Here is a 12,960-nt window from a genome sequence, read left to right as displayed (position 1 = left end):
GGGTTACATCAAGGGCAAGAGCGCGATCCATATAGCGCGGACTTACGGTGAACGGAAGCGTAATTTCGTGGGCCAGCATTTTTGGGCGCGTGGGTATTTTGTATCGACGGTGGGTAGAGATGAGGCGATGATTCGAGATTATATTCGCCATCAGGAAAAAGAGGATGAACGAGTAGATCAGTTGAACATATGGAGTTGATCCGGGCCACCCAGTGGTGGCGCCAAAACTGAGGGGCCGCGTTAGCGTCCCCGTTTTAAGCCGCTTTGAGCGGCTCACGAACTAAAGCTCCCGGCTTTGCCGGGAGATATTTACTCGACTATGCACGTGTCGCTATTCAGACCCTCAACGCCCGCTATGTCGATGATCGACCCTGCCTGTTTTATTGGTTTCACCGGCCCCGAGTCTGGAATCCATTTGAACAGGTGTGGATGGGCTACGAACGCAAACGCGGCAAACTGGAACAATTTAACGCGCTGCTGAGAGGGGCGGCGGAGGCGGCAGCATTCTCAGAGCAGGTCGGCGACCTGTCCATCCTCAGCAGCATCCGTTATGTCATCACCCTCGATACCGACACCCAATTGCCCCGTGACACGGCGCGGGCACTGATCGGTCATATGGCGCATCCCCTCAACCAAGCCGTATATGACGTCGATAAGGGCCGTATCGTCGATGGCTACGCGATCATTCAGCCCCGCGTAGCCATCGACCTGACCAGCGCCGGTCAATCGCTATTTACTAAACTCATGGCTGGGGATTCTGGGATTGACCCCTATACGCGCGAGGTGTCCGATGTCTATCAGGATATTTTCAGCGAAGGCTCATTCATCGGCAAGGGCATCTACGCTGTAGATGCCTTCCGCCAGGCGGTTGATGGCCGTTTTCCAGAAAACCTTATCCTCAGTCACGATTTGCTGGAAGGCGGGTATGCCCGTGCGGCACTGGCGACCAGCGTCGTCCTGATTGAAGAATTGCCTGGCAGTTATACCGCAGAAGTCTCCCGTCGACACCGATGGATTCGGGGTGACTGGCAGATTATCGGCTGGCTGTTGCCGTCGGTACCCGGTGCCCCAACTGCTAACGGTATGCGGGCGTCGCGTCCGACCAATCCGCTATCCGACTTGTCGATATGGAAAATTTTTGACAATCTCCGCCGCAGCCTGGTGTCATCCGCACTGTTGCTGCTGCTGGCGGGGGGCTGGCTCCTGGGTCCGGCCTTCTCCTGGTTATGGACTACCTTGGTTACCGGGATCATCCTCGTGCCAGTCCTGCTTTCGCCGCTCATCGACCTCTTCCGTAAGCCTCAAGACCTCGACTGGGCAACACATCTCTCCTTGACCAGGGCTTCGGCAAGTCGCCCACTATTCTCCGCTCTGCTGACAGTCGCACTGCTGCCCTATGACGCAGTGATGAGTCTGGATGCCATTCTGCGTTCGGGCATACGAATGCTTTTCACCCGTCGGGGATTGTTGCTTTGGCAACTGCCTTCGTACCGCAGCCGTAACGCCTGTCATACCCCCGGAGATTTTTTCAGGGAGCTCTGGAGTGCTCCGCTGCTCGCCATCCTCCTCGGAATAGTCTTGGTGACTGCCACCAGCCTGGGGACCAGTTCGCCCTCGGTGTTACTGTTCAGTATGCCCATTTTAGGGTTGTGGCTGTTTTCACCAGTTATTGCATGGTGGATCAGTCAGCCGTTGCGGACCGGTGTCACCGATCTGAATGATATACAGCGACGCTTTCTGCGGCTATCAGCACGACGTACCTGGCGGTTTTTTGATGACTTTGTCGGCCCTGCGGAGCACTGGTTACCCCCCGATAATTTTCAGGAGTATCCAACAACGGCCATTGCCTCGCGAACCTCACCGACCAACATGGGCATGTCGCTGCTGGCCAGTCTGGCTGCCTATGATTTTGGTTATATTACTGCCGGCGAGCTTCTCCAATTGACCGAAAACACCGTGACAACCATGGAGCAACTGGAACGCTATCACGGTCACTTCTATAACTGGTATGACACGCGCACCCTGCAAATACTGAGTCCGCAATATATCTCAGCGGTGGACAGCGGCAATCTCGGCGGCTGCCTGCTCACCCTCCAAGCAGGGTTGAACGCGCTCAAAACTCATCCGGTGTTGCCGGACAACGCCTTTGCGGGCCTGCAGGATACGCTGTATCTGTTGGCAACATGCATCCACGACATCCCCACGACAGATCTGGCCAACAAAGTCCTTGCACTGCAGGATGTGTTGTCTGCCATGACGCTCAACGGATGCCCTCCATCCCTGGTGGATGCCCATCACCAGCTTGCCGATATTCAAAGGATCAGCGGCGATCTCGTGAACGGACTCCCCGCTGATGTTCCGGCGGATAGCGACTGTGCTTACTGGGCGCAGGCATTTTATCAACAATGTCAGGCTTTGGCGCTGGATCTCAAAATCCTCGTCCCTGATGCGCGGGATGTGAACAATACCCCGACACTGACCGAATTAGCCCATGGCATTGCCACGGGGACGGCTGCCGCCCGGGCAGCTGCCGCAGAACGGATAAGGGTCATCGATCAGTTGGTGGATCGCTGCCGCGCGTTGGCAGCGATGGATTTTGAATTTCTTTACGACCCTGCGCGCGACCTGCTGGCCATTGGCTATGATGTCGGGGAACGGCGCCGTGATCCATCCTGCTACGACCTGCTGGCATCAGAAGCACGTCTGGCCAGTTTTCTGCTTATTGCACAAGGACAAGCACCTCAGAAGCATTGGTTTTCGCTGGGGCGCCTGTTGACGAGCCACGGCGGCGAACTGTGCCTGATTTCATGGAGCGGCTCGATGTTTGAGTATCTCATGCCGCAATTGATCATGCCGGATTTCCCCAACACACTGCTCTACCAGACCTGCAAAGCGGCCGTCTCCCGCCAAATAGAATATGGGCGCCAACGCAGCGTACCTTGGGGAATATCGGAATCCTGTTTCAACGCCGTGGACATGCATCAAGTCTATCAATACCGGGCATTTGGGGTTCCCGGTCTTGGTTTCAAACGCGGGCTCGGCGATGATTTGGTGGTTGCACCTTATGCCAGCGCGCTGGCACTGACTGTGATGCCGTGGGAGGCCTGCATCAACTTGCAGAATCTTGCAGCGCAGGGATTTCTCGGCGCCTATGGATTTTACGAAGCCATCGATTACACGCCATCCCGGGTGCCACCGGGAGAGAGTCATGCCATTGTCCGAACCTTCATGGCGCATCATCAAGGCATGAGTCTCCTGGCTTTTGCCCATGCCCTTCTCAATCAGCCAATGCAGCGCCGGTTTTTATCTGATCCCGGCATGCAGGCCACTCAGTTATTGTTGCAAGAGCGTCTGCCCAGGCAGGAGGCTACGTTTCATCCCCATGCAGCTGAAGTCAGCGCTGCAGCAAACGTGTCCAGCGTCGAAATCACCGCAATAATGCGCGTATACAGCAATCCGGATACGTCCATGCCAGAAGTCCACCTTTTATCTAATGGCCGCTACCACATCATGATCAACCACGCCGGCAGCGGTTACAGCCATCTTGACGGTCTCGCCGTGAACCGCTGGCGCGAGGATACCGCCACAGATGCCTGGGGGACCTTCATTTACCTGCGTGACCGTCATTCCGGACACTTTTGGTCGACGACCCATCAACCCACCCGAAGCCAAGCTGATCACTATGAGGCGATTTTCGTCCAGGCACGGGCGGAATACCGTCGTCGTGATCAAATGATAGAGAGCTATATGGAGGTCAGCGTTGCACCGGAAGACAATGTGGAGATCCGCCGTGTGACGCTCACCAATATCTCCCCGCGCATTCGTCAGATAGAGTTAACAAGTTATACCGAGATTGTCCTCGCTCCGTTAAATGCCGACCTTGCCCACCGTGCATTCAGCAATTTATTCGTTCAGACCGAAATTCTGTCAAAGCACAATGCGATTCTCTGTACCCGACGTCGTCGCTCGCCGGACGAGCAAGTGCCTTGGCTGTTTCATCTCTTTGCTGCGCCCGGTGTTGCCGCCAGCACAGCGTCTTACGAAACTGATCGCGCACAGTTCATCGGCCGTGGTCGTACCGCCGAGCATCCGCGCGTCTTCGACAGCCTACAACAGGCTACATTATCAAATAGCGAGGGTCCTGTATTAGACCCCGTTGTGGCCATTCGTCGTACGCTGACGCTTGGCGTAGACGAGTCCGCGACGGTACAGATTATTTCTGGAATGGCTGACACGCGTGAGGCCGCTATTGCCCTGCTGGAGAAGTATGGTGATCGTCACCTGGTGGAACGTGCTTTTGAAATGGCCTGGTTCCAGGGCCAGGAAGTGCTCCGTCATCTGAGCGCCAGTGAAGCCGATGCCCAGGTGTTTGAACGCCTGGCCAATTCCGTGGTGTACGCCAGTGCCCTGCGGCGGGCAGCACCCAGTTTGATTGCCCGAAATCAGTTAGGACAATCCGGCCTGTGGCGCTTTGGGATATCAGGCGATTTACCGATTGTGCTGCTGCGCGTCAGTCAATTAAACCGCATCAATTTAGTAAAACAAATACTGCAGGCCCATGCATATTGGCGACTGAAAGGACTGACGACCGATCTGGTGATCGTCAACGAAGATTTCACCAGCTACCGCGCCACGCTGCAAGATCAGATAATGGGCTTGATTCACGCAGGTCCGGAAGCACAAGTCATCGACAAACCTGGTGGCGTCTTCTTACGCCGCGCCGAAGAACTTTCTGAAGAGGATCGCGTGCTGTTTCAGACCGTCGCGCGTATTATCCTCACCGACAGCACCGGCTCACTCATAGAGCAGGTGGAACGGCGGGTACCAGGAGATCACTTCCCTGCTCCGCTGAATCCGCAGTCACCCCCAGCCGTCGAAATCATACAACCGCTGCTGCTGCGGGAACGCATTTTTTTCAACGGGCTGGGTGGATTCACAGCCGATGGACGTGAATACGTCATCAGTTTGGAGCCGGGCCAAATTACACCCGCTCCTTGGGCCAATGTGATTGCCAGTCCGCACATCGGCACGGTCATCAGCGAGAGCGGCGGTGCCTATACCTGGGTCGAAAACGCCCATGAATTCCGTCTGACCACATGGCACAACGATCCGCTCAGTGACAGTAGTGGCGAAGCTCTGTATATCCGCGACGAAGACACAGGAGCATTTTGGTCACCCTCTCCACTACCCGCCCGCGGCCAGTCCGGATATGTGTGCCGCCACGGATTTGGATACACCATTTTTGAACATTATGAGTCGGGGATCTCTTCAGAAATGACCAGTTACGTCGCGATGGACGCGCCAGTGAAATTCGTAGTGGTCAAACTGCACAACCATTCCAGGCGCCCGCGAAGGCTTTCGCTGACGGCATACTGGGAACTGGTGCTCGGCGAGTGGCGTCATGCCAATATGATGCATATCGTCACTGAAAGCGATCCGCACAACGGTGCACTGTATGCCCACAATGACTATGGGCGCGAGTGCGGACATCGGGTCGTTTTTGTTCAGACCAGTGAACGGGAGCGTACGATCACGGGCAACCGCAGCGAGTTTATCGGCCGTAACGGTACGCTTGCCAAAGCTGCGGCACTGTACCGCAGCCGTCTGTCCGATAAAACAGGGGCGGGTTTTGATCCCTGTGCCGCCATACAAACGCCGATTCACCTGGCTGAAGGCGCGGAGCGCGAAATCGTGTTTGTTTTTGGTACTGCGGCCAGCACCGACGAAGCGCAGCAATATTCAGACCGCTTCGCCAATAGAGAGTATGCGCGGCAAGCTTTGGCCGGGGTACAGGAATACTGGAGCCGTACCTTAGGTACGGTCTATGTGGAAACCCCGGATCCTGCACTGAACGTATTAGCGAATGGCTGGCTGCTCTACCAAACCATCTCCAGCAGACTCTGGGGCCGCAGCGGCTACTACCAGTCGGGCGGGGCCTACGGTTTTCGTGATCAACTACAAGATAGCATGGCGCTGATCCACACGACTCCCGAACTGGCCCGAGAGCAACTGATCCGTTGTGCAGAGCGCCAATTCTGTCAAGGAGATGTCCAACACTGGTGGCACCCGCCCCACGGCCAAGGGGTACGCACCCATATTTCCGATGACTATCTCTGGTTACCCTATGCCACCTGTCGCTTTGTGATGGCCACCGGCGATTCTGGCATTCTTGACGAACCCATTCATTTTCTCGAAGGCCGCGAACTGAATTCCGAGGAAGAGTCCTACTACGATCAACCCCAGCGCTCTGCTGAATCCGCCAGCCTCTATGATCATTGCGTTCGGGCGCTCAAAAACGGTTTGCGATTGGGTGTCCATGGCTTACCTCTGATGGGCTGTGGCGACTGGAATGACGGGATGAATCTGGTCGGTCACGAGGGTCGGGGTGAGAGTGTCTGGCTGGCGTGGTTCCTGATTCAGAATCTACAGCAGTTTGCTGGTCTCGCGCGCATCCGGGGTGACCGCACCATGGTTGATCTTTGCGTGCAACAGGCGGCCGTGTTACAGGAGAACATAGAAAAAAATGCCTGGGACGGTGCCTGGTATCGGCGGGCTTATTTTGATGATGGTACGCCCCTTGGTTCTGCTACGAATGACGAATGCCAAATTGATTCCATCAGCCAGAGTTGGTCCATCCTCTCTAGCGCAGGCGATCCCTTGCGGGCGCGACAGGCCATGGCAGCATTGGACAAATATCTGGTCCGTCGCGATGCGCAGCTTATCCAGTTACTCAATCCACCCTTCGACCGGTCAGCACTCGAACCCGGTTACATCAAGGGCTATGTACCTGGTGTGCGCGAAAACGGCGGACAATATACCCACGCTGCCATTTGGGCCGCCATGGCCTTTGCCCAGATGGGAGACAAAGTACGGGCCTGGGAGTTGTTTGACATGCTCAATCCAGTCCATCATGGAAGTAGCGCAGAATCTATCGCCCGCTATAAGGTAGAATCCTATGTGATGTGCGCCGATATTTATGGCGCCGCACCACACGTCGGGCGCGGTGGCTGGACCTGGTACACCGGCGCAGCGGGCTGGATGTATCGGTTAACGATTGAAACCTTGCTGGGTCTGTCGCTCGAAGTTGATCACCTGCATATCAAGCCCTGCATTCCAGCAGATTGGAAATCCTACAAAGTCCACTACCGCTACCGTGACACAATGTACCATATTACCGTCCATGGAATGAGCACTTCGTCCGTACAGATGGTGCGCATTACTTTGGATGGTACTGAATTACCCCAGGACAGGATTCCGCTCATGGATGATCGCCGCGATCATACGGCTGATGTTTACCTAGATTAAATCATGATCAAATACAGCGAAGCTCCCAGGCAAGGAGAAAGAAGTTGAAACCATTCTTTGAAAAACTAATTGCTATCAGCTTCATAGCTACAGCCTGCCTGCTTTTTCTAACAGCATGGTCGCTAATGGCCTGGTCCATATGGAATTTATGGAATGCTTTGAGATTCGGCAAATCGCTATCAGAAACTCTACTGAGTACAATCAGTTCAGTGGTCATAGCAATGGCAGTTATCGAGGTTGTTCGTTACATTATCGAGGAAGAGATTTATCTTCCGAGGACTCAAATTACGCCAGGCCAGAAGGAAATAACAGGAGGTGTAGTAAAAATATATGTGATTATTATCATTTCTGTAGGCCTCGAGGGACTGGTTTTTTTATTTAAGGCAGGTTTAGAAAATATTTCATTGCTACCCTATCCTGCTGTCATTATTCTGGCATCTGTTTTAGCATTGGTCGGACTCGGAATATATCAAAAAATGACGAAATCATAGATGTCTTATTCTAATTTTCCGTAGAAATAGAGTTAATTATGTATTCTCATCCCGCGATGGATGCCACACAGGTATGGTCTTCCTCAAGGGCGCATAGGCCGACAACAAGTTGGTATTCCAGTGCTATATCATAAAGATGTGTTGTTGTATGATATTCACGCAAAGAAACTTTTTCTATCGCTATAGTCCTCAGGGTCACCCGGTAGAAGCACTTTTTCGAACTTGAGGAGCAGCGTAGCAGGACGATATATACTTCGTTCCTGCCTTGCCTTTATGGTTATCAGCTGACCATTTCTTGCTGACGGTATAGATCAGCAACCGCACGTGAGCCAGCAGACTGGCCTTGGGCAATAGAATCATCAATGGTTTCTGGCCCAGTGGCCGCACCGCAGACATAGATGCCTTTACGGGTTGTACCCTGGCTATTGGTATATTGTTCGGCACGATCAATAAAACCATGTTTTTCGAGACCAATACCAAAAGTCTTGGCAATTTCCGCATTTAGAACGTTAGGGTCCATACCGATAGCGTGAACCACGATATCCATGGGAATCACGATAGGTCGCTTCACCAGCGTATCCTCACCTTTAACCAGAAGACGTCCATCTGGAGATTGGGTGACTTCAGCAATACGAGCTTTGATGTACTTGGTTTTGAATTCTTCCTGACTTTTCCAATAGAACTCTTCATAGAGCCCAAATGTACGTATGTCCATGTAATAGATGAACACATCCGTACTCGGTGAGATCTCCTTGATTTCCATCGCAAGATTAATGGAAACCGTGCAACAAATCTTCGAGCACCATTCACGGCCAATCTGGCGATCGCGCGAACCGACGCAAAGCAAAATCGCTATACGCTCCGGCACGCGACCATCCGAAGGACAACGAATCTGGCCGGTGCCGACCATTTGCTCCAACTGGGTAGTGGTCAGCACGTCTTCATAGGTACCAAAACCCCATTCCGGTTTATTGATGGAATCAAAATGCGTAAAACCTGTTCCCAGCACAATCGAACCAGCTTCAACTTTTTGTCCGTTGCTCAAAGTAGCAGTAAAGTTGCCAACATTTCCCTCTAGTTGGGTGACCTTGGCAGACTTATGAATAACAACATTATCATCACCTTCCACTCGGCTAACCATGCGCCCGATGGCGTTTTTGGCCCACTCACCGGAAGGCACGAGTTTGGCGTAACCAGAAATAATAGGGGCACCGCCGAGAATGTCTTCCTTCTCGACAAGGACGGCCTTCGTACCCATTGATGCGATGGTAGCAGCGGCTGATAAACCAGATGGGCCAGCACCTACGACTAATACTATATCCTGTGCACTCACTGATTTTTCTCCTTAAGCGCCCGTTTTCATGTTGATATGTTGGTTGGTGGCGAGTTCGGGGTTGTAGAGGTATTCCACATTGCCCTGCTCGACCTGTTTGAGATATTCCTGGAAATCGGCTTTGGCCTTGTCCCAGCTGATGCCCATTTTTTCCACCAGATCTTCACAGGGTGAAGCATGCCACTGGAGCTGGACGATCTTGAAGGGATCAGCGCCACAGGCCAGGGCGGCCAGCTGCACGTCCGCAATGATCGGGATGCTGTAGTTCATGTCATGGGCCTTGCCGATCCACTGGTTCTTGTCCATGGTGGTGATACAGCCGGTGTCGATGCCAATCATGACGTCGGCGTTGGCTTCTTCCCGGGCGACCTTGATCTTGCGGTTCATGGTGAAGCTGCGGGTGAATTCGCGCTCGGAGATGATGTGCCGGAAGCCAAAGCCACAGCAGTCATACCAGGTGGAGTAGTCGATGACCTGGGCTCCCAGCGCCTGGGCGACCGAGGTGCCGACGGCCGTGCGGTTGCCACCGAGAATGCTGTTGTCGTAAATGGCGTCTTCCGCCACCATCTTGTAGTAGTGACAGGCCGCATGCATGGTCACCCGGATGTTGCTCATGTCGATGGTCTGCAGTTCGCTGGCAATGCGGTTGCGCATGACATGCAACCATTCACTGTAGTGCACGACTTCTTCAGGAATGACAATTTTGCCATCGACCAGACGGCCGAGCTTGCCGAGGATTTTCTTGACCTTTTCGCGCAGTTCGGCAGATTCAATCAAATACTTGCGAATTTCCTTGTAGTTGCCGAAGGAAGTGCCGCAGTGAACCAGTGGAAAAAAGTGACCATTTTCATAGCCGTGCTGCTTGCCGGAGACATAGGCCTGATGGAAGTTGCGCAGGAAGACGGCGGCGAGGGATTCAACATTGCCGATGCCGGAGCCGTGATAATTCCAGGCGGTGCAGGAGGTCTGGTCGGTTTCGTCCAGGTAATCAACACCCAGGTGGTTCATGAACCAGAGCAGGCTGGTGGGATAGCCGGGAATGTTGCCACACTGGCCGCAGCTCTTGTGATGCCACAGATTATTGGTCGGAACGCGCTTATTCCAACCATACAGAGTATTCACATTTACGGGCTTATGTTCATCGGTAATGCGGTGAACAATGATTTCACCTTCTTTTTCCAGTGCCCACATGTGCTCGCGAATGTCGTCCATACGCTCGCCCAGATCTACGGTACGACGGTCTACGTGGCTGCGTACCCATGCTGTGGCCGTTTCTGCTTCGTTGGCCGATAAGTTCGTGTCCTGGAAAAAAGCCCCGTGCCCCGCTACTCCTTGCTGCGTGCTGTTGTCGCTCATCGCTGCACTCCTTGGCCGAAGGGCCAGATATTACGAATGAATATTATTAACTGTTTATATACTCGACCATTATGCTCCACAATAATCCCTTTGCCCACGACAAATTTATTTTCAGCCACCCTCCCATGCGGGACTCTGAATTTTTATCTGCACACCATCAAGTTTACTTCCTAACATTTTGTAAAAAATTATTAATTACAACTTTCATCCATTCTTTGGTCAAACAACCTTGTTGACGCTGCTCCCTGATGAAAATTGACTAATCATAAGGTCTGAATGAAAACCCCACCGAGTCTCGAGATATAGTCCGGCTTATCCACTTCGTGACAGGCGCATGCGGAAATACAGCATCCGCACTTCGTATTTTTGCTTCATTGGCAGCCACTGGCCGGAGGTATGCACCAGAGACAACACCCAAACCGTAGCCGTGTAGATTTCATAGACCCGCCGATAACTTTCATGCGGCATCAGCTCACGGGTGCTGGAAATCTTGCCCACCGAACAAAATCATTACTTGTTCAGCTTGTTATGGCAAGACATATCCCTGATGAATCGATTGCCTTTGCCTTGCGGTAACCAACCCACGCATGTCAGACTGGTTGATTGTGTTCGGGATGGCCTATACCTAAGGCAGACTCCATCGCCCCCATTGGTCAGGAAGAGATCCGGAATCTGTTGGGAGCTGAAAATGTGCTTATCCCACTGTAAAATCGGAGCGTGACAACATGTTATCTGAATTTATCCGCCGCAAAGTCCACGAGACTGAACAGCGTCTGGATCACTGGGATGCTTATGTTCGGAGTGTCTACGTGACCATTCTGGTGATCATGGCCTACCTGCTGGGATACGAGTTTGACATGATTGGCCCCATTCATGGCGGTGTTGCCGTAGTGGGAGCCTTGTGGGCGGCAGCTACCGTGTTGAGTGTGTATAAAGATAACCGCGTGGCCACCCGTGAAAGCTTCTTCTCTACCTTGGGATCCACTTTCCTGGGAGTGGCAGTGGCCTTGGTGTATCTGTTCTGGTTTCCACCTCATATGTGGGATCTGGCACTGATCATCGTTTTGGCTATGCTCATCAGTCAGGCGCTCGGATTGGCAGATCGGGGCAGACAGGTCGTCTCAGCCCTTTTGATCATTGTGATCTTTTCCCATTTGAACGCAGCGAATCCATGGATAAATGCCGCCATGCGGACGATAGAAGTGTTCATTGGTGCAGGAGTAGGTCTACTGGGTGGCTACTTCGGCGAGAACCTGCCGGGATTGGATGCAAAGAAACCCTAGATCTTTGCCCTAATGATGCGCAACATCTCTTTCTGGACTCAATTATCTCGGCACGACGAAAAACTCAGTATCCGCAGCATGCGGAGTGGGCGAACCAATTTGCAGCCACATATGCGCATTCTTAATTGGCTGTCAGGGTCATCAGAATATCGGCGTACCAAGTGCAATTAAGGCCCAGCGATTCATCTACCTCGACATCTCTCCCTCCCATATCAATACGTGCTGAGTGCACCCCCAGCAGTTTCCACGGTAAATTCTGGTCCCTGTTCGCAGAGCGCAGGACCACTGGGGCGCCACTGCTGCCCCGATGTGTCCGGGCATCCGTTAGAAAATACCCCTGACCTTGAAAACGTAAACCGAAAGAAGAGGCAATAACGGCTTGCCGTACTACCGGTAAATGGTGCAGCGTATCATGGAACCCCAGCGGAAAGCCCACAACCAATAAAAAACTACCCACTTCAATTTCTTGGAACGCACTCTGCAAATGTGCGGGTGTAAAACACTGGATCACCACGGACTCCGGTAAGTCGTTACGATTGATTTCAATCACTGCTACATCAATTTCACCGCCGCTATCTTTACCCTGACGCCATAGACTCTTACCATCATGGTATAGATCAATAGATAATGCGGTTGCACAGGTCAAATTTTCAGCATCGGTATGCAGTTCAATCTCAATGCGGTTGGGGAAATGTTTGCTGGGCTTATCAGTCAATACGTGCCGACTGGTCACAAAAAAAAGGTGCTCGCCCCGGGCGAAAAAAAAACCACTGGCGCGCGTGAGTAGACGCGTATTATCAAACGTCGACACGCGAACCGTGGTTAAGAGCAATGGTTCAATCATGGGAATCCTTAGTGCCAGTCATCCGTCGACAGGGCGGAGGGTACCCTCTGCGGCAAGACAAGAGAACCATTGGCATCGGCAATGGCCTCAATACTTATCCATGGTGGGGAAGATACCACCTCTCCAAAAATCGTCGCGAACGCTACATCAGCGGCATCACGGCCCGTACCCAATCGTAACAGTCCCATAGGAATCGCGATGCCAGAAGGGTCGAATAAATACCAGCCTCCAACCAAGTAAACCTCTACATAAGCATGGAAGTCGAAAGTGTCATAGGTCAGATTTACGCCATAATTAATACCTGTCGCAAACCGTGCGGGAATATTGCTGGCACGGCAAAGCGCAATC

Annotated in this window: 9 protein-coding genes; 4 read left to right on the top strand and 5 right to left on the bottom strand. The window is 52.8% G+C overall.

The window, feature by feature from the left end:
- From H7F11_RS16160 to H7F11_RS16150, 3 genes are all read left to right on the top strand, one after another.
- The coding region (locus tag H7F11_RS16160; RefSeq protein WP_193658263.1) for a transposase at positions 1 to 199 on the top strand (199 nt) is incomplete at its 5' end.
- Between the two features lie 65 nt (positions 200 to 264).
- Positions 265 to 7,305, top strand: a complete 7,041-nt coding sequence (locus tag H7F11_RS16155) for a GH36-type glycosyl hydrolase domain-containing protein (RefSeq protein WP_227485590.1) — start codon at positions 265 to 267, stop codon at positions 7,303 to 7,305.
- Between the two features lie 44 nt (positions 7,306 to 7,349).
- A complete protein-coding gene (locus H7F11_RS16150) occupies positions 7,350 to 7,796 on the top strand; it encodes a hypothetical protein (RefSeq protein WP_193649315.1) in 447 nt (148 codons plus the stop codon).
- A gap of 280 nt (positions 7,797 to 8,076) precedes the next feature.
- On the opposite strand, the gene H7F11_RS16145 is transcribed toward H7F11_RS16150, so the two are convergent.
- The 3 genes from H7F11_RS16145 to H7F11_RS16135 form a co-directional block, all read right to left on the bottom strand.
- A complete protein-coding gene (locus H7F11_RS16145) occupies positions 8,077 to 9,129 on the bottom strand; it encodes a CoB--CoM heterodisulfide reductase iron-sulfur subunit A family protein (protein ID WP_193649314.1) in 1,053 nt (350 codons plus the stop codon).
- A 12-nt stretch (positions 9,130 to 9,141) separates the two neighbouring features.
- Entirely contained in the window at positions 9,142 to 10,485 is a 1,344-nt protein-coding gene (locus tag H7F11_RS16140; RefSeq protein WP_193649313.1) for a heterodisulfide reductase-related iron-sulfur binding cluster, read from the bottom strand.
- A 312-nt stretch (positions 10,486 to 10,797) separates the two neighbouring features.
- Positions 10,798 to 10,983 carry a hypothetical protein gene (locus tag H7F11_RS16135; protein WP_193649312.1) on the bottom strand — a complete coding sequence of 62 codons (186 nt, stop codon included), beginning with the start codon at positions 10,981 to 10,983 and terminating at the stop codon, positions 10,798 to 10,800.
- A gap of 227 nt (positions 10,984 to 11,210) precedes the next feature.
- Between H7F11_RS16135 and H7F11_RS16130 the strand changes: the two genes are divergently transcribed.
- Positions 11,211 to 11,768, top strand: coding sequence for an FUSC family protein (locus H7F11_RS16130; protein ID WP_193649311.1), 558 nt, complete (start codon positions 11,211 to 11,213; stop codon positions 11,766 to 11,768).
- Positions 11,769 to 11,889: 121 nt separating this feature from the next.
- Here H7F11_RS16130 and H7F11_RS16125 read toward each other — a convergent pair whose 3' ends face one another.
- On the bottom strand, positions 11,890 to 12,612 hold the full coding sequence (locus H7F11_RS16125) for a S1 family peptidase (protein WP_193651913.1): 723 nt from the start codon (positions 12,610 to 12,612) through the stop codon (positions 11,890 to 11,892).
- A gap of 8 nt (positions 12,613 to 12,620) precedes the next feature.
- Positions 12,621 to 12,960, bottom strand: a 340-nt coding sequence (locus H7F11_RS16120; RefSeq protein WP_193658258.1) for a transglutaminase-like domain-containing protein, incomplete at its 5' end; no start/stop codon positions are given.

Source organism: Acidithiobacillus sp. HP-2, from assembly GCF_015100155.1.
GTDB lineage: Bacteria > Pseudomonadota > Gammaproteobacteria > Acidithiobacillales > Acidithiobacillaceae > Acidithiobacillus.
This window is presented reverse-complemented; position numbering and strand designations above follow the sequence as displayed.